This window comes from Bradyrhizobium nitroreducens (assembly GCF_002776695.1).
Lineage (GTDB): Bacteria > Pseudomonadota > Alphaproteobacteria > Rhizobiales > Xanthobacteraceae > Bradyrhizobium > Bradyrhizobium nitroreducens.
Window position 1 is genome coordinate 5,863,550 of the sequence record NZ_LFJC01000003.1, and the last position, 23,375, is coordinate 5,886,924.

The 23,375-nt window shown below is 66.0% G+C and carries 27 protein-coding genes and 1 tRNA gene; 16 read left to right on the forward strand and 12 right to left on the reverse strand.

The window, feature by feature from the left end:
- Window positions 1–13: 13 nt before the first annotated feature.
- The 5 genes from TSA1_RS28125 (at window position 14) to TSA1_RS28145 (ending at window position 3,501) form a co-directional block, all read left to right on the forward strand.
- Window positions 14–652, forward strand: coding sequence for an RraA family protein (locus TSA1_RS28125; RefSeq protein ID WP_100179184.1), 639 nt, complete (start codon window positions 14–16; stop codon window positions 650–652).
- 27 nt (window positions 653–679) lie between these two features.
- Window positions 680–1,051: a cupin domain-containing protein gene (locus TSA1_RS28130; protein WP_100179185.1), complete on the forward strand. Its 372-nt coding sequence runs from the start codon at window positions 680–682 to the stop codon at window positions 1,049–1,051.
- 51 nt (window positions 1,052–1,102) lie between these two features.
- On the forward strand, window positions 1,103–2,059 hold the full coding sequence (locus tag TSA1_RS28135) for a tripartite tricarboxylate transporter substrate-binding protein (protein ID WP_100179186.1): 957 nt from the start codon (window positions 1,103–1,105) through the stop codon (window positions 2,057–2,059).
- Window positions 2,060–2,161: 102 nt separating this feature from the next.
- Window positions 2,162–2,238 (forward strand) — tRNA-Arg (locus TSA1_RS28140).
- A gap of 123 nt (window positions 2,239–2,361) precedes the next feature.
- Entirely contained in the window at window positions 2,362–3,501 is a 1,140-nt protein-coding gene (locus TSA1_RS28145; RefSeq protein WP_100181369.1) for an amidohydrolase/deacetylase family metallohydrolase, read from the forward strand.
- Between the two features lie 3 nt (window positions 3,502–3,504).
- On the opposite strand, the gene TSA1_RS28150 is transcribed toward TSA1_RS28145, so the two are convergent.
- Genes TSA1_RS28150 through TSA1_RS28160 form a run of 3 tightly spaced genes read right to left on the reverse strand, consistent with a single transcriptional unit; the run spans window position 3,505 to window position 4,996 of the window.
- Complete coding sequence (locus tag TSA1_RS28150; protein WP_100179187.1) at window positions 3,505–4,092, reverse strand: TlpA family protein disulfide reductase; 588 nt, start codon at window positions 4,090–4,092, stop codon at window positions 3,505–3,507.
- The gene (locus tag TSA1_RS28155) at window positions 4,085–4,546 is read right to left on the reverse strand and encodes a DsrE family protein (protein WP_100179188.1); all 462 of its coding nucleotides are present in this window, start codon (window positions 4,544–4,546) and stop codon (window positions 4,085–4,087) included. The genes TSA1_RS28150 and TSA1_RS28155 overlap by 8 nt, the downstream gene beginning before the upstream one ends.
- 21 nt (window positions 4,547–4,567) lie before the next feature.
- Window positions 4,568–4,996: a DoxX family protein gene (locus TSA1_RS28160; RefSeq protein WP_100179189.1), complete on the reverse strand. Its 429-nt coding sequence runs from the start codon at window positions 4,994–4,996 to the stop codon at window positions 4,568–4,570.
- 104 nt (window positions 4,997–5,100) lie between these two features.
- On the opposite strand from TSA1_RS28160, the gene TSA1_RS28165 reads away from it, so the two are divergent.
- Window positions 5,101–5,985: a LysR family transcriptional regulator gene (locus TSA1_RS28165; protein ID WP_100179190.1), complete on the forward strand. Its 885-nt coding sequence runs from the start codon at window positions 5,101–5,103 to the stop codon at window positions 5,983–5,985.
- An 18-nt stretch (window positions 5,986–6,003) separates the two neighbouring features.
- Here the strand turns inward: TSA1_RS28165 and TSA1_RS28170 are convergent, their stop codons facing one another.
- From TSA1_RS28170 to TSA1_RS28190, 5 genes are read right to left on the reverse strand one after another with little or no spacing between them, the layout of a single operon-like run.
- Entirely contained in the window at window positions 6,004–7,149 is a 1,146-nt protein-coding gene (locus TSA1_RS28170; protein ID WP_100179191.1) for an acyl-CoA dehydrogenase family protein, read from the reverse strand.
- Window positions 7,150–7,162: 13 nt separating this feature from the next.
- A complete protein-coding gene (locus TSA1_RS28175; protein ID WP_100179192.1) occupies window positions 7,163–7,990 on the reverse strand; it encodes an SDR family NAD(P)-dependent oxidoreductase in 828 nt (275 codons plus the stop codon).
- A gap of 20 nt (window positions 7,991–8,010) precedes the next feature.
- Complete coding sequence (locus tag TSA1_RS28180; protein ID WP_100179193.1) at window positions 8,011–8,421, reverse strand: MaoC family dehydratase; 411 nt, start codon at window positions 8,419–8,421, stop codon at window positions 8,011–8,013.
- Window positions 8,418–8,873, reverse strand: a complete 456-nt coding sequence (locus tag TSA1_RS28185) for a MaoC family dehydratase N-terminal domain-containing protein (protein ID WP_100179194.1) — start codon at window positions 8,871–8,873, stop codon at window positions 8,418–8,420. Before TSA1_RS28185 ends, TSA1_RS28180 begins: the two co-directional genes overlap by 4 nt.
- A 5-nt stretch (window positions 8,874–8,878) precedes the next feature.
- Entirely contained in the window at window positions 8,879–10,060 is a 1,182-nt protein-coding gene (locus TSA1_RS28190) for a lipid-transfer protein (protein ID WP_100179195.1), read from the reverse strand.
- An 89-nt stretch (window positions 10,061–10,149) separates the two neighbouring features.
- Here TSA1_RS28190 and TSA1_RS28195 point away from each other — a divergent pair, with 89 nt between their 5' ends.
- The 3 genes from TSA1_RS28195 (at window position 10,150) to TSA1_RS28205 (ending at window position 13,342) form a co-directional block, all read left to right on the forward strand.
- Window positions 10,150–10,902 (forward strand): TetR/AcrR family transcriptional regulator, encoded by a 753-nt coding sequence (locus TSA1_RS28195; RefSeq protein WP_100179196.1) that lies wholly within the window; start codon window positions 10,150–10,152, stop codon window positions 10,900–10,902.
- Window positions 10,899–12,455: an acyl-CoA synthetase gene (locus TSA1_RS28200; RefSeq protein WP_100179197.1), complete on the forward strand. Its 1,557-nt coding sequence runs from the start codon at window positions 10,899–10,901 to the stop codon at window positions 12,453–12,455. The genes TSA1_RS28195 and TSA1_RS28200 overlap by 4 nt, the downstream gene beginning before the upstream one ends.
- Before the next feature lie 212 nt (window positions 12,456–12,667).
- Entirely contained in the window at window positions 12,668–13,342 is a 675-nt protein-coding gene (locus tag TSA1_RS28205) for an alpha/beta hydrolase family protein (protein ID WP_174719108.1), read from the forward strand.
- Between the two features lie 3 nt (window positions 13,343–13,345).
- Here the strand turns inward: TSA1_RS28205 and TSA1_RS28210 are convergent, their stop codons facing one another.
- The gene (locus TSA1_RS28210; protein WP_100179199.1) at window positions 13,346–14,320 is read right to left on the reverse strand and encodes a ketopantoate reductase family protein; all 975 of its coding nucleotides are present in this window, start codon (window positions 14,318–14,320) and stop codon (window positions 13,346–13,348) included.
- Window positions 14,321–14,474: 154 nt separating this feature from the next.
- On the opposite strand from TSA1_RS28210, the gene TSA1_RS28215 reads away from it, so the two are divergent.
- The gene (locus TSA1_RS28215) at window positions 14,475–15,278 is read left to right on the forward strand and encodes an enoyl-CoA hydratase-related protein (protein ID WP_100179200.1); all 804 of its coding nucleotides are present in this window, start codon (window positions 14,475–14,477) and stop codon (window positions 15,276–15,278) included.
- 3 nt (window positions 15,279–15,281) lie between these two features.
- On the opposite strand, the gene TSA1_RS28220 is transcribed toward TSA1_RS28215, so the two are convergent.
- Window positions 15,282–15,554: a hypothetical protein gene (locus TSA1_RS28220; RefSeq protein ID WP_100179201.1), complete on the reverse strand. Its 273-nt coding sequence runs from the start codon at window positions 15,552–15,554 to the stop codon at window positions 15,282–15,284.
- A 180-nt stretch (window positions 15,555–15,734) separates the two neighbouring features.
- Window positions 15,735–16,619 (reverse strand): LysR family transcriptional regulator, encoded by an 885-nt coding sequence (locus TSA1_RS28225; RefSeq protein ID WP_100179202.1) that lies wholly within the window; start codon window positions 16,617–16,619, stop codon window positions 15,735–15,737.
- Between the two features lie 111 nt (window positions 16,620–16,730).
- Between TSA1_RS28225 and TSA1_RS28230 the strand changes: the two genes are divergently transcribed.
- From TSA1_RS28230 to TSA1_RS28245, 4 genes are all read left to right on the forward strand, one after another.
- The gene (locus TSA1_RS28230; protein WP_100179203.1) at window positions 16,731–18,098 is read left to right on the forward strand and encodes an FAD-dependent oxidoreductase; all 1,368 of its coding nucleotides are present in this window, start codon (window positions 16,731–16,733) and stop codon (window positions 18,096–18,098) included.
- A 32-nt stretch (window positions 18,099–18,130) separates the two neighbouring features.
- A complete protein-coding gene (locus TSA1_RS28235) occupies window positions 18,131–19,135 on the forward strand; it encodes an ABC transporter substrate-binding protein (RefSeq protein ID WP_100179204.1) in 1,005 nt (334 codons plus the stop codon).
- 79 nt (window positions 19,136–19,214) lie between these two features.
- The gene (locus TSA1_RS28240; protein WP_100179205.1) at window positions 19,215–19,988 is read left to right on the forward strand and encodes an ABC transporter ATP-binding protein; all 774 of its coding nucleotides are present in this window, start codon (window positions 19,215–19,217) and stop codon (window positions 19,986–19,988) included.
- Window positions 19,981–20,805, forward strand: a complete 825-nt coding sequence (locus tag TSA1_RS28245; RefSeq protein WP_174719109.1) for an ABC transporter permease — start codon at window positions 19,981–19,983, stop codon at window positions 20,803–20,805. The genes TSA1_RS28240 and TSA1_RS28245 overlap by 8 nt, the downstream gene beginning before the upstream one ends.
- A gap of 151 nt (window positions 20,806–20,956) precedes the next feature.
- Here the strand turns inward: TSA1_RS28245 and gtdA are convergent, their stop codons facing one another.
- On the reverse strand, window positions 20,957–21,997 hold the full coding sequence (gtdA, locus tag TSA1_RS28250) for a gentisate 1,2-dioxygenase (RefSeq protein ID WP_100179207.1): 1,041 nt from the start codon (window positions 21,995–21,997) through the stop codon (window positions 20,957–20,959).
- A 172-nt stretch (window positions 21,998–22,169) separates the two neighbouring features.
- Here gtdA and maiA point away from each other — a divergent pair, with 172 nt between their 5' ends.
- Window positions 22,170–22,799, forward strand: a complete 630-nt coding sequence (gene maiA, locus TSA1_RS28255; RefSeq protein ID WP_100179208.1) for a maleylacetoacetate isomerase — start codon at window positions 22,170–22,172, stop codon at window positions 22,797–22,799.
- A complete protein-coding gene (locus TSA1_RS28260; RefSeq protein ID WP_174719110.1) occupies window positions 22,789–23,301 on the forward strand; it encodes a MarR family winged helix-turn-helix transcriptional regulator in 513 nt (170 codons plus the stop codon). Before maiA ends, TSA1_RS28260 begins: the two co-directional genes overlap by 11 nt.
- Window positions 23,302–23,375 lie beyond the last annotated feature (74 nt).

Below are 23,375 nucleotides of genomic sequence, written 5' to 3' on the forward strand. Positions count from 1 at the left end.
AGGACTTTTGGACATGACGATCACCATCGCAGCGAACAGCGTGGCAAGGCCGCCGGCCGAGATCATCGAGGGCTTTCGCGGGGCGCCGACCTCGGTCATATCGGACAACCTCGCGCGGCTGCCGGGCGCGGTCGGGCTGCGGCCTTATCATCGCGGCGCCAAGCTGGTCGGGACGGCCTTCACCGTGCGCACCCGTCCCGGCGACAATCTCGCCATCCACCGCGCGCTCGAGCTGGTCGGCCCCGGCGACGTCATCGTGGTCGACGGCGGCGGCGACGAGACCCGCGCGCTGGTCGGCGAGATCATGAAGAACATCGCGCAGTGGCGCAAAGCCGAAGGCTACGTCATCGACGGTGCGATCCGCGATGTCGCGGCCTTCGCGGCCGACGATTTTCCCTGCTACGCCCGCGCGGTGATCCATCGCGGTCCCTACAAGAACGGCCCCGGCGAGATCAACGTGCCCGTGACGATCGGCGGCAGCGTGATCTCGCCCGGCGACATCGTCGTCGGCGACGAGGACGGCGTGGTGTCGTTCCCTGCCGCGGGCGCCGCCACGCTGCTGGAAGCCGTGCGCGCCCAGGTCGCGCGCGAAGAGGAGACCATGAAGGCGATCCGCGAGGGCCGCTATCAGGGCTCGTATGGCAAGTCTTGATCAAAGACGAAGGCAGGGGAGGACGATTTGAGCCAGAAGGACGAGTTTCACAACATCGATAACCCCGGCGACGGGCTGTTCCGCGAGCTCGCCGCAGGCGTGACCACGCGCATCTTCTCCGGCGAGCAGGCGATGCTGTCGGTGGTGACGCTGGCCCCGCATGCGCAAGGCACGCTGCACCACCACCCCGAGGAGCAATGGGGCGTGCTGCTCGACGGCTCCGCGATCCGCGTCCAGGGCGACGAGGAGATCGCCGTGAAGAAAGGCGATTTCTGGCGCACCCCGGGCAACGTGCCGCACACCATGCGCGCCGGCCCCGACGGCGCCCGGGTGCTGGACATCTTCAGTCCGCCTCGGCCAGAATACAAGAAAGCGGGGTCCGGTTTCGGGACCGCGTAAGAGGCGCCAAAGAGCAAAAAGCCGGGCGCTGAAAGCAAAAGGGAGGGGACCATGACGATCACACGACGGGCGCTGCTCGCCGCGCCGGCCATTCTCGCGCTGACGCCGGCGATGGCGCAAGGAAGCAAGATCACGCTGGTGGTGCCGTTTCCGCCGGGCGGCTCGACCGATGCGATGGCGCGGCTGCTGCAGGCCAGCCTGCAGACAAAACTCAACCGCATCGTCGTGGTCGAGAACAAATCAGGTGCCGCCGGTGCGCTTGGAGCTGCGCAGGTCGCCAAGAGCCCGGCAGATGGCACCTCGTTCCTGGTCACCTTCGATTCCCATGCGGTGATCCCGTCGATCCTCGACAAGCCGCCGGTCGACGTCGAACGCGAGCTGATGCCGGTGCTCCTGATCGGCACCGCGCCTTACGTGATCGCGGCCGGTGCCGGCCGCCCCTACAAGACCTTTGCCGACGTGGTGGCGGCCTGCAAGGCGACGCCTGGGGCGGTGAAGTATGCCTCCGTCGGCATCGGCACGCTCGGCCATCTCGCCATGACCGTGCTCGGCAGCAAGGCCGGTGTCGAGATCATGCACGTGCCCTATCGCGGCGGCGGCCCGGCCATGAACGACGTGCTCGGCGGCCATGTCGATCTCATCGCGGGATCGGCGGCGCTGGTCGCCGCCCAGCTCGGCACCAACATGCTGCACCCGGTCCTGCAGCTCGGCCGCGAGCGGCTGCCGGCCCTGCCCGACACGCAGACCGCGATCGAGGCGGGCTTTCCCGATTTCGAGACGCTGGCCTGGTGGGGCATCTTTGCCCCCGCAGGCACGCCGCCCGACATCGTCGCCGCCTTCGCGGCGGCGTCCAAGGAAATCCTGAGCGAGCCCGCGACCGCCGCCCAGCTGAAGGAGACGCAGCACATGACGCTGCTGCTCCAGGACGGCGCCGCCTTCAAGACCTTCTTCGACAAGCAGGTCGCCACTTGGGGCAAGGTGGTGAAGGACAACAATATCAGGGCGTAGGATCGGCGCTTCTTTGCCCATTGACCAAAGCGAGGGCTTCCGATCTTGCGCTCGCTTTGATATGTACAGCTCCAGGCAACCTGCCTCATCGGCGGGTTCCGCGGTCCCGTAGCTCAGCCGGATAGAGCGGCGGTTTCCTAAACCGTAGGTCGCATGTTCGAGTCATGCCGGGATCGCCAGCCTCACATTCAGCCGTCCTCTCCGCGCGGCAAGCTCTCCGGCGCAAAAATTGCTAGAAGCAGGGGCTTCCTCCTTCAGCCGGCTTTGCCAGCCGCCTCACCGCCACACATCCGGAGACGATGATGCCTTTCGATTTGATCCTGCGCGGGGGCCGCGTGGTCGACCCCTCGCAGAAGCTCGACGCTGTGACCGATGTCGCCTTTGCCGGCGGCAAGGTGGCGGCGGTCGGCACTGCCCTCAAGGCCGATCCGGGCACGGAGGTGCGCGACGTCTCGCAGTTCATCGTCACGCCGGGGCTGATCGATCTGCACACCCATGTCTATTGGGGCGGCACCTCGCTCGGCATCGATGCCGAGGAATTCTGCCGCCTCTCCGGCGTCACCACGGCGGTCGATACCGGCAGCGCGGGCCCCGGCAATTTCGCAGGCTTCCGCAAGCATGTGATCGAGCCTAGCCAGGTCCGCATCCTCGCCTATCTGCACGTCTCGCATGCCGGCATCTTCGGCTTCTCGCACCGGATCATGGTCGGCGAGAGCGAGGAGCTGCGGCTGATGAATCCGATCGAGGCGGCCAAGGTCGCCGATGCCAACCGCGATCTCATCGTCGGCATCAAGGTGCGCGTCGGACTGCATTCCTCGGGAACGTCAGGCGCGGTGCCGCTCGACATCGCGCTCGAGGTCGCGGGCGAGGTCGGCATGCCCCTGATGGCGCATATCGACCATCCGCCGCCGAGCTATGAGGAGGTGCTGGCGCGCCTGCGTCCCGGCGACGTGCTCACCCACGCGTTCCGCCCCTTCCCGAACACGCCGGCGACCGCGCAAGGCACGGTGAAGAAGGCGGTGCTGGACGCGCGCGAGCGCGGCGTGCTGTTCGACATCGGCCACGGCAAGGGCTCGTTCGCGTTCAAGACCGCGCGCGCGATGCTCGCCAACGGCTTCTATCCGGACACGATTTCCTCGGACATCCACCAGCTCTGCATCGACGGCCCCGCCTTCGACCAGGTCACGACCCTATCGAAATTTCTGTGCATGGGCATGGAGCTGCCGGACGTCATCGCGGCCTCGACGGTGAATGCGGCGATGGCGCTGCGGCGTCCCGAGCTCGGCAGCCTGAAGCCCGGCAGCGTCGGCGACGCCACGCTGATCTCGGTGAAGCAGGGCCAGTTCGACTATGAGGACGTCGTCGGCGAGCACCTGATCGGCGATCGCAAGATCGTGTCCGAAGGCGTCGTCATCGGCGGCCGCTGGTGGCATCCGAATTGACGATCACGAGCCCTGCTCGCGATAGAACTGCAGCAGGCGGTTGCCGGCCGGCGACAGCCAGTCCGGCGCCCCGGTGATGTAGCCTTCGACGCGGCCGCCCGTTCCGACGAGATAGGTAATGGGCATGCCGACGATCGAGAACATCTCGGTAGAGGCCTTGGCCGCCGCGTCATAGGCATCGACATAGCAGGCGAGGTTCTGCAACGAGAGGCCGCCGAGAAATGTGCGGATCTTTCGCAGGTCCTTGCTGTCGGTGCAGATCGCGACGATGTCGAGCCGATCGGGCCGCGAGCCGGCAAGGCTTGCCAGCATGGGCAGATCGAGTTTGCAGGCCGCACACCAGGTCGCCCAGAAGTTCACCAGGGTGATGCGGCCCGGCTTCGCCGTCACGACGGCATCCCGGCCGTGCACGTCCTGAAGCCTGAGCTGCGGCATCGGCGCGCGCGGCCGCACGATCGTGAACTGGCTGCGGCCGGCCTCGAACACCGGCGGCCAGCTGTCCTGTGCGCCAGCGGTGCGCAGGACGGTGAGACAGGCCGGCGCGGCGATCAGGAACGATCGCCGCGACAACGCGCGAGGCTTCTCACGCATGGATGTAGGCCCAACCCTTCAGTTGCAGATCGACGACGCGCCCGATCCCGAACGGGACGAGGCTCGCACCCGATATCAGCGGAATTGAGACCTGCTCCTTGGCTTCCGCGATCGCCTTGGACGACGCGCACATGCTGTAGCTGAGGTTCGGCAGCGACTGCCGCAGCGTCGCGAGCGGCTCGACCAGCGGCGTCTTGTCGGCGCGGAAGACGTCGATGCCCTTGCCGTTGGCGACGACCTCGATCAGCAGCCGCGCGCCCCTGTCGGCAAAATGCCTGGCGAGATTGGCCGAATAGCTGATCGCGTGGCCCATGACATAGGGCTCGTTGCTGTCGATGAGGATGACGACGCCGTCCGCAAGGCGATCCTCCTTGGCCGTGGCGGCGCCGGCGGCCCTGAGGATCGCGCTGCCGGCGAGCAGTCCTCTGCGGGACCATCCGTTGGCGGAGATCATGATGACGGGGCTTCTTGCGGATCAGAACTGCCGCGGCGCGATCGGCGCCTTGCCGTTGCGTCCCCACAGCACGAACAGGCTGAGCGCGAGCAGGACGACGTTGAGCGGCGCAACGTCAGCTTCGCCGCGGGAGAGGTGGAAGACGAGCGCGATGACCTGCAACACCGCGCAGCCGAGCGCAGCGAGCACGGTCAGTCGCGGCAGGATCCGCGTCAGGGCCGGCAGCAGGATGCCGATGCCGCCGGCGAGGTCGACCAAGGCAATGGAGCGGACGAAGGTCTCCGAATACTGGCCGGCCCAGGGCATCATCGCGGCCAGTTGGGGAATCGGCGTGGTCAGCTTCACCAGCCCTGCCGAGATGAAGACGAAGGCGAGGAGCACCTGCGCAGCCCAGAGGCCGATGCGGATGATGCGGCCGGGCGCGGGGGTCTCGAAGGTGGCGGTGGACATGGCGGCTCTCCAGGGATGTGAGGGTTGCCACCATTTGATAGTTTCCTCGTTTTTGATCATTATACGATCCGGGATTGGTTCATTTCCTGGATGTTGATGATTTCATGGATTCTCTGGTCAGCATGAGGGTGTTTTGCCTGGTCGCCGAGCTGAAGAGCTTTGCGACCGCGGCGCAGCGCCTGCGCATCTCCCCGGCCATGGCGAGCAAGCATGTGATGCAGCTCGAGAAGCGGCTTGGCACCCGGCTGCTCAACCGGACCAGCCGGCGCGTCAGCCTGAGCGAGAGCGGCGCGCTCTATTTCGAGCAGGCGCGGCAGATGCTGGATTCACTCGACGAGGTTGAAGCCGCCGTCAGCAACGCGACTGTCGTTCCGCACGGAACGCTGCGCCTGACCGCACCGGTGTGGATGGCGAACGCGATTTTTGCGGGCGTGCTGGCGGACTATCAGGCCCGCTATCCCGAGGTCCGTCTCGACGTCGATCTCAGCGGCCGCCTCGTCAACCTGGTCGAGGAGGGGTTTGACCTCGCCTTGCGGGCAACCGGCACGCCGGACGAGGCGCTGATCGCGCGGCCGATCACCAGCGTTCCGTTCTACATGGTGGCCGCTCCCGCCTTCCTCAAACGCGCGGGACGTCCGGCGACCTTCGCCGATCTCGCCGGCCAGCCGCTGCTGCACTACGCGCTCTATCCGGGCGAGAGCTTCTCGTTCACGGGCGAGCACGGCCCCGAGACCGTCAAGCTCAACCCGGTGCTGCGCAGCGGCAACGAAACGCTGCTGCACATGGCCGCTCTCGAAGGCATGGGCCTCGCCTTCCTGCCGAAATGGCTGGTCACCGAAGACATCGCCGCCGGACGGCTCGAGCACGTCATGCCCGAGCACATCGTTTTTGCCGGGAAACTGTTTGCGGTCTATCCGAGCCGCAAATATCTCTCCGCGAAGGTCAGGACCTTCATCGACTTCATCGCCGCCGACAAGCGGATGAAGTAGCCGCGCACGGCAACCGGATCACAGCGACCGCGAGATCAGCAGCTTCATGATCTCGTTGGTGCCGCCATAGATCTTCTGGATGCGGGAATCGATGAAGATGCGGGAGATCGGGTATTCCTGCATGTAGCCGTAGCCGCCGAATAGCTGGAGGCATTCGTCGGCGGTCTCGACCTGCTTCTCCGAGCACCAGTATTTCGCCATCGACGCCGTGACGGTATCGAGGTCCTTGGCGACCAGCCGCTCGATGCACCAGTCGACGAAGACGCGCGCGATCATCGCCTCGGTCTTGCGCTCGGCGAGCTTGAAGGCGGTGTTCTGGAAGTCCAACAGCGGCTTGCCGAACGCCTTGCGCTCCTTGGTGTAATCGACCGTGAGCTTGACGGCGCGCTCCATCGCGGCGACGGCGCCGACCGCGAGCGCAAGCCGCTCCTGCGGCAGTTGCTGCATCAGCTGGACGAAGCCCTGGCCTTCCTCCTTGCCGAGCAGGTTTTCCGGCGGCACGGTGACGTTGTCGAAGAACAGTTCCGAGGTGTCGGAGGCGTGCAGGCCGATCTTGTCGAGGTTGCGCCCGCGCTTGTAACCGTCCGCGCCCGCGGTCTCGACCACGATCAGCGAAATGCCCTTGGCGCCGGCTTCGCCGGTGCGCGCGACCACGATGACGAGATCGGCGGCCTGGCCGTTGGTAATAAAAGTCTTCTGGCCGTTGATGACGTAGGAATTGCCCTGCTTCTTCGCCGTTGTCTTCACGGCTTGCAGATCCGAGCCGGTGCCGGGCTCGGTCATGGCGATGGCGCCGACCATCTCTCCGCTCGCCATCTTCGGCAGCCAGCGCTTCTTCTGCTCCTCCGAGCCGTAGTTGAGGATGTAGTGCGCGACGATGGCGCTGTGCACGGAGACCCCGGTGGTCAGCTCCGGCACCGTGCTCTCGAGGTCGTCCAGCACGGCGGCGTCATAGGCGAAGGTGGCGCCCAGGCCGCCATATTCCTCCGGCACGCTCGCCAAGAGCGCGCCCATCTCGCCGAGCCCGCGCCAGGCGAAGCGGTCGACCATCTTCTGCTCGCGCCATTTTTCGGCATGCGGCGCCAGGTCCTTGGCGAGGTATTTCCGGAACTGGTCGCGGAAAGTATCCAGCTCTTCGGTCATCCACGATGATCGGTAATGCATCGGCCCCTCGCTCTCAGACAATCAGGCCGCCACCGGCGACGACCACCTGGCCGCTGATATAATTGGATTCCGGGCTGCAGAACAGATAGACGGCGTCGGCGGCCTCTTCCGGCGTACCGCCGCGGCCGAGCGGGATCATGCGCGACATCGCCTCCAGCATGTGCGGCTGGACGCCCACTTTGATGTCGCGGCCGGCGACGTCGATGGTCTTCTGCTGCGCCTCGATCGGCTGGGTCAGGCGGGTGTTGATGAGGCCGAAGGCGACGCAATTGACGTTGACCTTGTAGCGGCCCCACTCCTTGCACATGGTCCGGGTCAGCCCGATCAGCGAGGCCTTGGCCGAGGAATAGCTCGCCTGTCCGGCATTGCCGTAGAGACCGGCGATCGAGGAGATGTTGACGACCTTGCGGAACACCTCGCGGCCCTCCTCGGCTTCCTTCCTGGCGAAGACGCGGATCGGCTCGGCGGCGGCGCGCAGGATGCGGAACGGCGCGACGAGATGGACGTCGAGCATGGCCTGAAACTGCTCGTCCGTCATCTTCTGGATGGTGGAGTCCCAGGTGTAGCCGGCATTGTTGACGATGATGTCGAGCCCGCCGAACTTGTCCAGCGCGGCCCCGATGAAGCGGTCGGCGAAACCGGATTCGGCGACGCTGCCGTTCACGGCAGCGGCGTGACCGCCGAGCGCCTTGATCTCCGCCACCACGGCGTTGCCGGGTTCGGCATCGAGATCGTTGACCACGACCCTGGCGCCTTCATGCGCGAGCTTGAGTGCGATCGCGCGCCCGATGCCGCGGCCCGAGCCGGTGACGAGCGCGACCTTTCCTTGCAGTTTTGCCATTTGCATCTGTCCTCTTGCTGTCACAGCGCGACGATGGCGCTGCCTTCGAGCTTGACCTCGCCGCGATCGTCCCTGGTGGTGAGCGCGAGCCTTGCGCGCCGCTCGCCGTTTTCGGCGAAGAGCTCGGCCACGGTGCCTTCGCATGTCAGCTTGGCGCCAAGCTGGGTGATGGCGACGAACCGGGTCGAGAAATGGCGGAGCCTCGACGGCGGCACCACATCGGTGAGCGCCTGCCCGAGATAGGCCATCACCAGCATTCCGTGCGCGAACACATCAGGAAATCCGGCCGCCCTGGCAAAGTCGATGTCGACGTGAATCGGATTGTGATCGCCCGATGCGCCGCAATAGAGCGCGAGCGTGTGGCGCGTGATCGGCGGAAAGACCTTGTGGACGAGACGGTCACCGGCCTTGATGTCTCCGGATGCCGTCATGCCGCCACCTCGTTGCGGACGACGATCGTGCGCGCGGTATCGGCGACGTGCACGCCGTCCTGATTGGTCACCGCGCACCGGACGCCGATCAGCGTCATCGCGCCGCCTTTCTTCTCCGCCACGCTGGTCACGCTCGGCCGGAAGGTCAGGGTGTCGCCGACCAGGACCGGCGCGTGATAGACGAAGCTCTGCTCGCCATGCAGCACGCGGGCGAGGTCGATGCCGAGCGCGGTGAACATCTCGAAGGGGTCGTCAACGTCCATCATCTCAAGGCAGAACAGATAGGTCGGCGGCACCGGCATGCCGGTCAATCCAGCCGCCCGCGCTGCATCCATGTTGCGGTAGACCGGGTTCTCTTCCCCCAGCGTATTGAGGAAGTAGCGGAGGCGGCCCGGCTCCACGCGCGCGGTGACGGGCGTGAAGCAACGCCCAACGGCTGACTGATCGACCATGGATGTCAGTGCCGCTTGTAGAGCGTAACGACGCAGGCGCCGCCGAGGCCCAGATTGTGCTGGAGCGCGACCTTTGCACCCTCGACCTGCGTGGGGCCCGCCGTGCCGCGCAACTGCCGCGTCAGTTCGTAGCACTGCGCAAGTCCGGTGGCGCCGAGCGGATGCCCCTTCGACAGCAATCCGCCGGACGGGTTGGTCACGATCCGGCCGCCATAGGTGTTGTCGCCGTCATTGATGAACTTGCCGGCCTCGCCCTCGCCGCAGAGGCCGAGCGCCTCGTAGGTGATGAGTTCGTTGTGGGCGAAGCAGTCGTGCAGCTCGACGACATCGAGATCGTCAGGCCCGATGCCGGCGCTCTCATAGACCCGGCCTGCCGCCTCCTTCGCCATGTCGTAGCCGACCAGCTGCATCATGTCGCCGGCCTTGAAGGTCGAGGGCGTGTCGGTGGTCATGGCTTGCGCCGCGATGCGCACCTGTTTGCCGATGCCGTGCTTGTCCGCGAACTGCTCGGACACCAACACCGCGGCGGCGCCGCCGCAGGTCGGCGGGCACGCCATCAGCCGTGTCATCACGCCCGGCCAGATCACCTGGTCGTTCATCACGTCGTCCGCTGTGACCTCTTTGCGAAAGAGTGCGAGCGGATTGTTCCGGGCGTGGCGGCTCGCCTTGGCGCGCACCTTGGCGAAGGCGTCCAGTGGGGTGCCGTATTTCTTCATGTGGCTGAGCCCGGCGCCGCCGAAATAGCGCAGCGCCAGCGGAATGCCGGGGGCGTCGATCAGCTGGTCCGCTGCTGCGTCGAATTCCTCGAATGCGCTCGGACGATCGGTATAGACGCTGCCGAGCGCGCCGGGCTTCATCTGCTCGAAGCCGACCGCCAGCACGCAATCCAGCGCGCCGCTCGCGATCATCTGCCGCGCCATGAACAGCGCGGTCGAGCCGGTCGAGCAGTTGTTGTTGACGTTGACGATGGGGATGCCGGTCATCCCGACGTGGTAGAGCGCGCGCTGCCCGCAGGTGGAATCGCCGTAGACGTATCCGGCATAGGCCTGCTGGATCCTCTCGTAGCCGAGGCCGGCATCCGCAAGCGCCAGCTTGACCGCCTCCGTCCCCATCTCGTGATAGGGCGCGCTGGCGCCCGGCTTGGCGAAGGGGATCATGCCGACCCCTGCGACGATGACGTCAGACATCGCTTCCTCCGAATAAATTACCCATTGGACTTTTTCTTACCCATGGGTAACATATCGGTCGGTGTCCTCCGGAGTCAACCGATCACAACATGGATTCAGCGCCGCCCGCTCCCCCCTCATCGCCGCAATCTTCGCCGCCAACTTCCCCTTGGCTGCCGTTCGAGAGCCGCCGCCGCGCCCGCGACGAAAAGCGCGAGGCGGTGTTGCGCGCCGCCGTCCAGCTTTTCCTGGAGCAGGGCTATCACCGCGTGACGCTGAACGAGGTCGCCGAGCGGCTGAACATCACCAAGCCGGCGCTGTACAATTATTTCCGGGGCAAGGACGAGATCCTGTTCGAATGCTGGTCGATGGGCGCCGAGCTCGTCGACAGCGTGATCACGGAGATCAACGCCGGCGGCGGCTCCGGCCTCGCCAAGCTGCGCAAGCTGGTGCACGCCTATGCCGCGCTCATGGCGACCGACTTCGGTGCCAGCCTCGTGCGTTTCGACTTGCGTGACCTGGCCGAGCGCAACGCAGCTGTCGCGCGCGCCGCCAAGAAGCGGATCGACGCCACCTTCCGGCGATATATCGCCGGCGGCATGGCCGACGGTTCGATCAGGCGGTGCGACCCCAAGCTCGCGGCGTTCGCCATCGCGGGCGCGCTCAACTGGATTGGCCATTGGTACCGCCGCGACGGTGCGCTGTCGCCGACCGAAATCGCCGACGAGTTTACGGTTCGCCTGACGGAAGGCCTGGCGACCGAGAGCCGGCAACAGATGACAAAGAAGACGCCGAGGGCGCCGCGACGGCGCAACTCAGGACGCACAACACCAGGGAAGAAGCGTACAGGAGGACCGCGATGAACATCACGCATGGACTGCGGCGCGCGCTGCAGATCAACCCGAACGGGCTCGCCACCGTCTACGGCCAGCGGCGCCGCAATTGGGGCGAGCTCGGCGAACGCGTTGCGAGGCTGGCGGGCGGCCTGCGCTTGCGCGGCGTCAAAGACGGCGATCGCGTCGCCGTGCTGTCCTTCAACTCGGACCGCTACCTCGAGCTTTACCTCGCGACCGGCTGGGCGGGCGGCGTGATCGTGCCGCTCAACATCCGCTGGAGCGCCCTCGAAAACGAGGACGCGCTGCGCGACTGCCGAGCCTCCGTCCTGCTGGTCGACAAGGCCTTTGCGCAGGTTGGCGCGCAGCTCGCCGGCGCCATTCCGGGGTTGAAGCTGATCTACGCCGACGACGGCGAGGTACCGGCCGGAATGGAGAGCTATGAGGATCTGGTCGCGGGCAGCGCCGCGGTCGCCGATGCCATGCGCAAGGGCGACGATCTCGCCGGCATCTTCTACACCGGCGGCACCACCGGGCGTTCGAAGGGCGTGATGCTCAGTCACCAGAACCTGATGGCCAATGCGCTCAACGCCCTCGGTGAAGGCCTTTTCCCCGCGAGCACGACCTATCTTCACGCGGCGCCGATGTTCCACCTGGCCAACGGGGCGGCGATGTACTCGCTGCTGCTCTCCGGCGGCTCCAACGTGATCGTTCAGGGCTTCACGCCCGAAGGCGTCATGGCCGCGATGCAGAACGAGCGCGTCACCGACGTGCTGCTGGTGCCCACGATGATCCAGATGTTCGTCGATCACCCCGCGATCGGAAACTACGACCTGTCGTCGCTCAGGCACATCATCTATGGCGCCTCGCCGATCAGCGAAGCGGTGCTCGACCGTGCCGCGCGCGCATTGCCGCATGTGCGTTTCACCCAGGCTTACGGCATGACCGAATTGTCGCCGATCGCGACGCTGCTGCACGCCGATCAGCATGTCGGGGAGGGGCGCAGAAAGGGCCGTCATCGCGGCGCGGGCCGCGCCACGCTCGGCTGCGAGGTGCGGATCGTCGACGAGAACGACCAGCCTGTGCCGTCAGGCGCGGTCGGCGAGATCGTGGTGCGCGGCGACACCGTGATGATGGGCTATTGGGAACGGCCGGAGGAGACCGCCCGGGCCGTCGTCGACGGCTGGATGCACACGGGCGATGGCGGCTACATCGACGAGGACGGGTTCATCTATGTCGTCGATCGCGTCAAGGACATGATCATCTCCGGCGGCGAGAATGTGTACTCGGTCGAGGTCGAGAACGCGCTGGCGCAGCACCCGTCGGTGCTGCAATGCGCGGTCATCGGCGTTCCCAACGAGCAATGGGGCGAGCAGGTCCATGCCGTCGTGGTCAAGCGTAGCGGCGTGGAGGTTTCGCCCGGCGAGCTGATCGAGTTCACGAAGACGCTGATTGCCGGCTACAAATGTCCCCGCAGCATCGAGATCACCGAGACGCCGCTGCCGCTGTCGGGCGCCGGCAAGGTGCTGAAGCGCGAGCTGCGCAGGCCGTTTTGGGAGGGACGGGAACGGCGGGTCAGCTAGAGCGTTTTCGAGCGAAGTGGACACCGGTTCGCGTGAAGAAAACGCGTCAAAACCAGAATCTAGAGCTTCGGTTCTGATTCAATCAGAACCGAAAATGCTCTAGGCGCCTCCGTTGGCGCGGGGCGTGCAGATCTGGGACAGCGCGAGGTCTCCTGTTTTCAGATCGCGGTCGCGCGGCTACGATCGAGGAAATTCATCGGGAACCTTCGGTCTTGGTCGAGACGCGCGAACTCAAGCTCGACATCGGGCGTATCGGCACGGTATCGGCGATCCTGACGCGGCCGGACCATGCGCGCGCCTGCTACGTGCTGGCGCACGGTGCCGGGGCCGATATGCGGCATTCCTTCATGGAGAGGGTCGCGGGCGGCCTCGCGAGCCGCGGCATCGCGACGTTCCGCTTCAATTTTCCCTACATGGAAGAGAAAAAGGGCCGTCCCGACCAGCCGGCCGTCGCCCACGCCGCCATCCGCGCGGCGGTCGCGGGGGCGGCGCGGCTGTGTCCCGGGGTGATGCTGCTCGCGGGCGGCAAATCCTTCGGGGGGCGCATGACCTCGCAAGCGCAGTCCAAGGCGCCGCTGCCTGATGTGAGGGGCCTCGCCTTCCTCGGTTTCCCCCTCCATGCCGCCAAGAGGCCGTCGTCCGAGCGCGCCGAGCACCTCGCCGGCATCGGCATCCCCATGCTGTTCCTGCAAGGCACCCGCGATGAGCTTGCCGATCTCGGCCATCTCAGGCCCGTCATCGCATCGCTCGGGGCGAAGGCGACGCTGCATGAAGTCGAAGGCGGCGATCATTCATTCGCAGTGCTGAAAAAATCCGGCCGGACGAATGACGAGGCGCTGACCGAGGTGCTCGACACGCTCGCGGCCTGGATTGACCAGCTCGTCTGAGTTTCACGCCGAGTAAAGTCCCTTGTCCCGCGCCTTCTGGATCGCGAGCGCGGCGATGAGGTCGAGTGTCGGCGTCGACAGGCCGGCGGTGCGCGCGAAGGCGGCGGGCGCTTTCACCAGGACGTCGATTTCCATGGCGCGGCCGAGCTCGTAATCCTGCAGCAGCGAGGGCTTGTGGTTCGGAGCTGGCCCGCTGCGCGTGACGCGCTTGACCTCGGGAATGAAGTGCTGGGCGATGTCGTTGGCCTCGTTCAGCATGCGCGGAATGACATCGGCAAAGGCCGGGTCGTCGCGCACGCCGCGCGCGGTCTGGCCGGTCAGCAGGCACAGCACCGAGAGCGACATGTTGGTCAGCAGCTTTGACCAGATCGCCTCGCGAATCTCGGCCACCGGGGGCGATTCCAGCCGCGCGTCGTTGAAGACATTCCGCAGTCTTGTGATGCGCTCGCAATTGCGGTCGTCGCATTCGCCGATCAGGAGGCGGTTGCGGTCCGGGGTGAGGTTGTGCACGACGCCGGGCGCGGTGACCTCGTTGGAGGAGAAGACGACGCCGCCGATGATCCGCTCCTTCGGAATGCAGGCGCGCAGGCGCCCGCCGGGGTCGAGGAAAGATATATCCGGCGGCGTCGGATGCCGCGGCGGCAGGCCGATCCCGTACCACCAGGGAATGCCGTTCTGGGCGAACACGATGGCGGTATCGTCCTGCAGCAGCGGCTTGATGCTCGAGACCAGCCCCGTCAATGCGGTCGCCTTCAGCGTCGAGATCACCACATCCTGCGGGCCGAGCTGGGCCGGATCACCCGACGCGTTCACCTTGGCGCTGACCTCGGAATCGCCGACCCGCAGCTTGAGGCCGCCTGCGCGCGCGGCTTCCAGATGCGCGCCCCGCATCACGCATGAAACGTCGTGGCCGGCCCGCGCCAGCCGCACCGCAATGTGGCTGCCGACGGCGCCCGCGCCGAAAATGCAGATGCGCATGATGATTCCGTCCTGTCCCTTGGTGCCATCGGGGCGGCAGCATGACACAAGCCGCCATGCGATGGGCGCGACCGCCCCACGCTGGAAAGATATGGATCGGAATGCGTCCTCTCGGCCATAGTGCGCGCCAAGCAAAGAACCGGAGGGATCGCCGATGACTGCCAGCCCTGTTCTGTGGAGCCTCGATGAACGCGGGGTTGCGACCGTCACGTTGAACCGGCCGGAGGTCAACAACGCCTATGACGGCGCCCTGATATCAGGCGTGCTCGCCGCGATGGACGATCTGGCCAAGAAGCCGAACCTGCGCGTCGTCGTGCTGAGGGGGAACGGCAAGCACTTTCAGGCCGGCGCCGACCTCAAATGGATCAACGGCGTGCGGCCGCAATCGGCGGAGGCCAACGAGGCCGCCTCGCGCGCGACCTTCGAGGCGGTGCAGCGGCTCAACACGCTGCCGATCCCGACCGTCGCCCTGGTGCAAGGCGGCTGCTTCGGCGGCGGCACCGGCGTGATCGCGGCCTGCGATGTCGTGATCGCCGCGGACAACGCCCTGTTCTCGATCACCGAGGTACGCTGGGGCCTGACGGCGGCCATCATCATCCCGCAGCTCTGCGACGCCATCGGCGTCCGTCAGGTCCGCCGCTACGCGCTGACCGGCGAACGCTTCGGCGCCGAGGACGCCCGCCGCATCGGCCTCGTCCACGACGTGGTGCCGCTCGCCGATCTGGAGGCTGCCGGTGCCAAGGTCGTCGAGCAGTTGCTCGCCAACGGACCCCACGCGATGGCCGAGACCAAGAAGCTCGCGCTGGAAAGCTCGTTCGGAGGCATGGCGGTGGACGATGCCGCCTACACCCGCCTCGTGCAGCTGCATTCGCTCAAGCGCCAGAGCGCGGAGGCAGCGGAAGGATTAGCGTCGTTCGCCGAGAAACGGGCGGGGAATTGGGGCGGCGGGAAAGGCTGATCGTCAGCAGCCGCGGCAGATGTTGTTGATGCTGCGATAGACCGCCTCGTCCTCCTGCCGCATCTGGCGCAGCGTTTCGAGAGTCTGGCCGTCGCCGGCCGGTGCAGCAGGTCTGCGCTTTGCCGCGAGTTCTTCCTCCTGCCGCTTGTAGCAGGCCTCGCGATCGGGCTTGGCCTGGATGAAGCGGCAGTTCTGCTCGACGGCTGCGGCGGGCGTGGCCGGGATTGCGAGAGCGATCAGGGCGGTGAATGCGTATTTCACAAAGGTCGAATCCATGGTGCCCTTCTGTCAGGTTCGCGATTCCCGAGCAACCGTCTTGTGGCAGGCCTGTAGCCCGGATGGAGCGAAGCGTAATCCGGGGCCGGCCAACCTCATCGTCCGACTGTCCCCGCGCGGCACGAAACCCGGATTGCGCTTCGCTCCATCCGGGCTACGGCACCGCATATTGGGCGCTCTCTACAGCGACGGCGCCAGTGACGTTTTCAGCAGGGTCAACAGCGCCTGCACCGCGGCGGCATTGCGCCGCCGCTCGGGCACGGCGGCCTTCACCCACAATTCCGGAATCGGAAAGTCCCGGAGCACCGGCTTCAGCGTGCCGTCGCGCAAGGCATCGGCCACGAGATAATGCGAGAGCAGCGCGATGCCGTTGCCGGCGATGGCGCTGCGCGCCAGCACGTGTCCTTCGTTGGAGGAGAGCAGCGGGCTGACCTGGATGCTGATGCGACCGCGCGGACCGTCGAAGATCCATTCGGGTCCCGTCGGCAGAAAGCTGAGGCAGCGATGCTCGACGAGATCGCGCGGATGCTTTGGCGTGCCGTGCTTCTTCAAATAGGCCGGCGAGGCACAGAGCAGGCGCTTCAGCGCGCATAGCGGCTCGTCGACCACGCCGCCGAAGGAATGCGGGAAGGCGCCGATGGCGATGTCAAAACCTTCGGTGACGGGATCGACCGGGCGATCGATCAGCACGATATCGAGCTTCAGCCGCGGGTTCTGGGTCTGGAACGCGCTGAAGGCATCGGCGAGCCGCGCCACCGTCAGCGAGGTCGGTGCCTTGATGCGCAGATGATCGACGAGATCGTGGCCCTTCTCGCCCATGCGCGAGAGCAGGTCGGCGGCATCGGTCACGACGCCGCGCGCGCGATGCACGTAGCGTTGGCCGGCCTCGGTGAGACGCAATTGCCGGGTCGACCGGTGAAACAGCGGCGTGCCGATCCGCGCCTCCAGCTGCGTGACGCGTTTTGCTACCACCGAGGTCGAGACATTCAGCCTGCGTGCCGCGGCGGAGAAGCCGGACGCATCGGCCGTGGCGAGGAAGGCCTGCAGGTTCACGAGGATGTCCATGTCGACCTTTCTCGATTCGCGAAAGCTGATCGCGTATTTTGGTGGATTGTAGCCCCTCTCGCGTTAATTCATAGTCGAGCTCAAGCAAGAGATTTTGGGAAGGGACGCGCCATGCGGGCCACGACGATCGACGAACCGGCACGGAAGGTGCCGCTCTATGGCGAATATGAAGTCGTCGTGCTCGGCGGCGGCCCGGCCGGCATCGTGGCGGCGGCTTCGAGCGCGCAAGCAGGGCGCAAGACGCTACTGATCGAGCGCTACGGCTTCCTCGGCGGCATGGGCACCGCGGCTGGCGTCACCAATTTCTGCGGCCTGCATGGCAACGTCCATGGCGAGCACCGGCGGCTGGTGCAAGGCATGGCGTCCGAGCTGCTGGCGCGGATCGATCATTTGAACGGTCTCAACACGCCGCATCTGATCCTCGGAAAGGTGTTCGCCCAGGCCTATGACACCGCCGCCTACAAGATCGCGGCCGATCAGCTGCTCGCCAGCCACAAGGTGCACATCCTGTTTCACGCGCTCGGTGCCGGCGTGGTGATGGGCGACAACAGCCGCATCGATGCGCTGCTGGTCGAGACCAAGGCCGGCCGCCAGGCGGTGCGTGCGGAGATCTTCATCGACTGCTCCGGAGACGGCGATCTCGCCGTCTGGGCCGGGGCGCCGTTCGAGATCGGCGACGCGCACGGCCATCCGCTGTATCCCTCCATGATGCTCCGCCTCAACGGCATCGACCCTGACAAGGCCGGTGATGCCTGGCGGACCATTCCGCAATTGATGGAGAGAGCCGCGGCCGCCGGCACCCACACATTCCCGCGGAAAAGCGCGATCGTGCGGCCGCAAAAGTCCGGCATCGAGTGGCGGGTGAATTTCACGCAAGTGGCGCGCGAGGACGGCAACGCCATCAACGGCGTCGAGCCTGACGATCTCACCCGCGGCGAGATCGAAGGCCGCAAGCAGGCGCTCGCGGCGTACGAGTTCTTGCGCAGCACCGTGCCCGGCTTTGAAAAATCCTACATCGTCGATTTGCCGCCGCAACTCGGCATCCGCGAGACCCGCCGCATCACCGGCGGCTATCAGCTCAGCGGCGAGGACGTGCTCGGCTGCGCCTCGTTCGAGGATTCCATCGGCGTCAACGGCTGGCCGATCGAGGCCCATGTTCCCGGCGACGTCGTCTTCACCTTCCCGCCGATCCCGGAATCGCGCGGCTTCAACGAGCTGCCCTACCGGATGCTGGTCCCGGAAGGCGTCGACAATCTCCTGGTCGCCGGCCGCTGCGCCTCGATGACCCATGAGGGCCAGTCGGCGGCACGGGTTTCCGGTGCCTGTTTCGTGATGGGCGAGGCTGCCGGTTCCGCCGCCGCGCTGGCGCTCTCCGGAAACCGGATCCCGCGCGAAATCCCCATTGAAAAGTTGCAGGAAACGTTGAAACAACAGGGCGCCTTCATCGGGCGCGACCAGACGGTGCCCGAAGGATTGTGACGGGCTGCAATAAGCGACGGCGGAGGAACGGGATGATCGGGATGGTGCGGCTCGCACTTGCGGGCCTGGTGGCGATCACGGCGATGGGCACGGCGCGGGCCGAGGACGCGCTGAAGGCCAGGATCGGCGTGCTGCGCCTGTCCTCCTCCGCGCCGGTCTTCATTGCGCAGGACAAGGGCTATTTCCGCGAGGCCGGTCTCGACGTCGAGCTGAAATTCTTCGATGCGGCGCAGCCGATCGCGGTCGCCACCACCTCGGGCGACGTCGATTTCGGCATCACCGCCTTCACCGCCGGTCTCTACAATCTCGCCGGCAAGGGCACGCTGAAGGTGATCGGCGGCATGAGCCGCGAGAAGGCCGGCTATCCCCTGATCGGCTATTTCGCCAGCAACAACGCCTATGCGGCCGGGCTGAAGACGCCCAAGGACCTCGCCGGCAAGCGCGTGGCGATGACGCAGGTCGGCTCCTCCTTTCACTACTCGCTCGGTCTGCTCGCCGACAAATACGGCTTCAAGCTTTCGGACGTGAAGATCGTGCCGCTGCAGTCGCTGTCGAATGCGGCGGCCGCGCTGAAGGGCGAGACCGTCGATGCGGCGCTGCTGCCGATCTCCACCGCGCGAAAGCTGATGGATGAGGGCGGCGCGAAGTTCCTGGGCTGGGTCGGCGACGAGACGCCGTGGCAGCTGGGTGCGGTGTTCGCGTCGCCGAAGACGCTGACCAACAAGGCGCTGGTGACGAAGCTGCTCGGTGCGCTCGCCAAGGCCGACCGCGAATATCACGACGTCATCCTCGCCGCGATGAAGGACGGCGTTGCGCCGATCAACGACAAGACCAAGCCGCTCCTGGAGATCATCGCAAAATACACCAACCTCCCGGTCGAGCAGGTGGTCGGTAATTGCGCCTATATCGATCCCGACGGCAAGCTCGACGTGAAGAACGTCGACAACCAGATCAAATGGCTGCAGGAGCAGGGCTTCGCCGACAAGGGCTTTGATGCCGAGGCGATCATCGCCAAGGACTACGTGAAGGCGGATTGATGCTGACGATGGAGCCTCTCGCGGCGAGTGATCTGCCACCCTGCCCTCCAGGGGAGGGTGGACAAACGGTGCGCGCCGCATGGACCTGATCGCCAGCCACATCTCCCACCGCTTCGGTGATCTCGCCGTGCTGGACGACGTCTCCTTCACCGTCGGCGCCGGCGAGGTGGTGGCGATCGTGGGTCCCTCGGGCTGCGGCAAGAGCACGCTGCTGTCCATACTAGGTGGCCTCCTGCAGCCGACCTCTGGCGCGCCCGAGCTGCGCGGAGCGCCGCCGGCGGACAGCCTCAATCCGCTCACTTTCGTGTTCCAGGATTTTGCGCTGCTGCCCTGGGCCACGGTGGAGGAGAACGTCGAATTCCCGCTGCTGCACACCCAGCTCTCGGCCGCTCAGCGCCGCGCGCTGGTCGAGGACGCCCTGCGTCGCACCGGTCTGACCGATTTCCGCAAGACCTATCCCAAGCAGCTCTCCGGCGGCATGCGCCAGCGCGTCGGCATTTCGCGCGCGCTCGCGGTCAAGCCTGCGATCCTGCTGATGGACGAGCCGCTCTCGGCGCTGGATTCGCAGACGCGCGAGCTCCTGATGGAGGATTTCGTTCGCCTGCTCGCCGATGGAGGCATGGGTGCGGTCTATGTAACTCATAATCTCGAAGAGGCCGCGCGGCTTGCCGACCGCATCGTCGTGCTGTCGCGCCGGCCCGGCCGCATCCGCGAGGTCGTCGCCGTGCCGATGACGCGCGCCGAACGCGGCGAGACGGCGGCGCGCGAAAAGCTGCTGGCGCTGCAGAACCAGATCTGGTCGCTGATCCGCAACGAGGCGATCGATGCCGAGCGCGAGGTCCAGCATGCTTGATCGCGCGGCAACGGACATGGCGTCCAAGAACGAGACGACGCGTCGCGTCCGCTTTCGTGGCGCCGGCTTCGTACCGGCGTCGAGCCGATATGGCGGCTGGGTCGCGCTCGCCTTGGTGATCGCGATCTGGCAGGCGGCGGGCAGTGCTGGTCTCGTCAATGCGCTGTTTCTGCCGACGCCCGCTGCCATCGTCCGCGCGATCTACCAACTCGCGGTCTCCGGCGCGCTCTGGCAGCATCTCTCGGCCTCGCTGTTGCGCATCGGCGTCGGCTGGCTGCTCGGGACGGGAGCCGGCGTCGTCGTCGGCTTCGCCATCGGCCTGTCGCGGCTGGCGCGCAGCATCGGCATCACCTTCATCTCGGCGCTGTTCCCGATCCCGAAGATCGCGCTGCTGCCGCTGCTCATCCTCTGGCTCGGCATCGGCGAAGAGCCGAAGATCGCGACCATCGCGCTCGGGGTGTTCTTCTCCACCGCGATTTCGGTCTATAGCGGCGTCGATGCGGTGCCGCGCAATCTCATTCGCATGGCGCAAAGCTTCAACGTTCCCTTTGCGACCATCGTGCGCAAGGTGATCTGGCCGGGCGCGCTGCCGGCGATCCTCGCGGGTTTCCGCATCACGGCCTCGGTGGCGCTGCTGCTCGTCGTCAGCGCCGAGATGATCGGCGCGCAATACGGCATCGGCGCCTTCGTGTTGCAGGCCGGCAATCTGATGCAGACGGATCAGCTGCTCGCGGGCGTGGTGATCCTGTCGGTGTTCGGGCTTGCGGTCGGCAAGGTGATCGGCTGGCTGGAGATGAGGCTGTTGCACTGGCGGTAGCGCGAACGCAAAGATGATGAGGACGCAGGCGAGCGCCAAAAATCAGGTCGTCATGCCCGGGCTTGACCCGGGCATCCACGTCTTTCCTCGGGCGCAGTGGCACGTGGATGGCCGGGTCAAGCCCGGCCATAACGGAGGATAGGGCGACGCTTCACGCGTTGCCGCGATCTTCCCTGAACAGATCCAGCTTCTGCTGCACCGGGCGGTCCGAGAAGCTGAACAGCACGGCGTCCTCATCGGCCTCGTGCGTCACCCAGTGCCAGCTCGGCACCACGAACAGATCGCGCGGGCCCCATTCGAAGACGGCATCGCCGATCCGGCTGCGGCCCTTGCCCTCGATCGGGCAGAACACCGTGGCATCGGTCGAGCGATAGCGCGCGGTCTTGAAACCCTTTGGCAGCAGCTGGATGAAGGTGCCGATGGTCGGCATCGCGAAATCGCCGGTCTCGGGGTTGCTGAACTTCAGCTTCAACCCGTGGCAGGCGTCCCATTCCTGGCTCGTCCTGGCCTTCTCCAGCGCCTCGCGCGTGTAGGCATAGGGATAGCTGAAGATCGGCGAAGTCTTCGAGCTCCGCTTGACGTCGACCGGCAGCAGATTGTGGCCGTAGCGTGCAAAACTGTCGCCCGCGGGTTTTGTAATTTTCTGCTGGTCCTCTTTTGAGCCTTCAGCAAAAGAGCAGTCGAAGAACTGCACCAAGGGAATGTCGAGGCCGTCGAGCCAGAACATCGGCTGATCGGTCTCGTTGGAATGATCGTGCCAGGTCATCGACGGTGTGATGATGAAGTCGCCCGGCTCCATCGCGGTGCGCTCGCCGTCCACGGCGGTATGGGCGCCCTTGCCTTCGAGCACGAAGCGCAGCGCCGACTGGCTGTGCCGGTGCGCCGGCGCGATATCGCCGGGCACCACCATCTGCACGCCGGCATAGAGCGAGGTGGTGATCTTGGACTGGCCGCGCAGGCCGGGGTTCTCCAGCACCAGCACGCGCCGCTCGGCTTCCTTGGCGGTGATGAGCTTGCCGGCCTCCGTCATGTAGTCGCGGATGACGTCGAATTTCCAGAGGTGAGGCCTGCAGGCGCTCTTCGGTTCCGGCGTGATCAGATCGCTCATCACCGTCCACAGCGCGGTGAGATTCTCGCCGTCGATCTTCTTGTAGAAGGCCTCGCGTTCCGGCGTCTTGGTCACGGCTTCCATGGCGGCGCTCCCGTTCGTTTGTTAATTGACAGTATACTGACGATCTAGGTAGCGTCAATGTTGGCGGTCGTCGGTTGTCGTCATTCCGGAGCGGTGCGATAGCATCGCATCCGGTATCTCGAGATTCTCGTTCGCGAGCCCCGGAATGACGGAAACAAGAGGGAGGGTTCCAATGAAGCTGCACGGCTATTTCCGCTCCAGCGCCGCCTATCGGGTGCGGATCGCGCTGAATCTGAAGGGCCTCAAGGCCGCGCATCTGCCGCATCATCTGCGCAAGGGCGAGCAATGCGCGCCCGCTTATCTCGCCATCAACCCGCAAGGCCTCGTGCCGGCGCTGGAGAACGGCGGCGCGGTGCTGACGCAATCGGTCGCGATCATCGAATGGCTCGATGAGACCCATCCCGCTCCGCCGCTGTTGCCGAAGGATCCGCTGCGGCGCGCCAAGGTGCGGGCATTCGCGCTGGCGATCGCCTGCGACACCCATCCGGTGCAGAATTTGAAGGTGCTGGCGCGGCTGCGCGAGCTCGGCCTGCCCGAGGAGAAGGTCCAGGACTGGGCCGCCTGGGTCAACCGTGAAGGGCTGTCGGCCTGCGAGACGCTGATCCGGGACGAGCCCGGCCCGTTCTGCTTCGGCGATGCGCCGACGCTCGCCGATCTCTGCCTGGTGCCGCAGCTCGCCAATGCGCGCCGTTTCGGCGTCGACGTCTCGGTCTATCCGCGCCTGCTCCAGGCGGAAGCGGCAGCAAAGGCACTGCCGGCCTTCGCCGATGCCGCACCGGAGAAGCAGCCCGATGCCGAGTAAACCGCCCGCTCCGATCACGATCGACGCAGTCTATGCCGCGCCGGGCTATCTGTTCCGGCGCATGCAGCAGATCGCGGTCTCGATCTTCATGGAGGAGTGCAAGGCGTTCGACCTGACACCGGTGCAATATGCCGCGCTGATCGCGATCCACACCCATCCCGGCATCGACGCCACGCGGCTGTCGGCGGTGATCGCCTTCGACCGCTCCACGCTCGGCAGCGTGATCGAGCGGCTCCAGGCCAAGGACTATATCGAGCGCAAGCCGGCGCCCGAGGACAAGCGGATCAAGCTGCTCTATCTGACCAAGTCAGGCGCTGCGATCCTGCGCGAGATCATCCCGGCCGTCGACCGCGCCCAGGCGCGCATGCTGGAGCCACTCAAGCCGGCGGATCGCAAGACGCTGATGGGGCTGATGTCGCAGCTCGTCGATCTCAACAACGATGCCTCGCGCGTTCCGCTGCGGGCAGAAGATGCGCTGGAGCATCTGGGGAAGGCGGGGTGAGGGTCTCAGTGTCTCGTGTCCCGGACGCGCTGCAGCGCTCTTGCGCTGCTGCGCAGAGCCGGGACCCAGAAGTT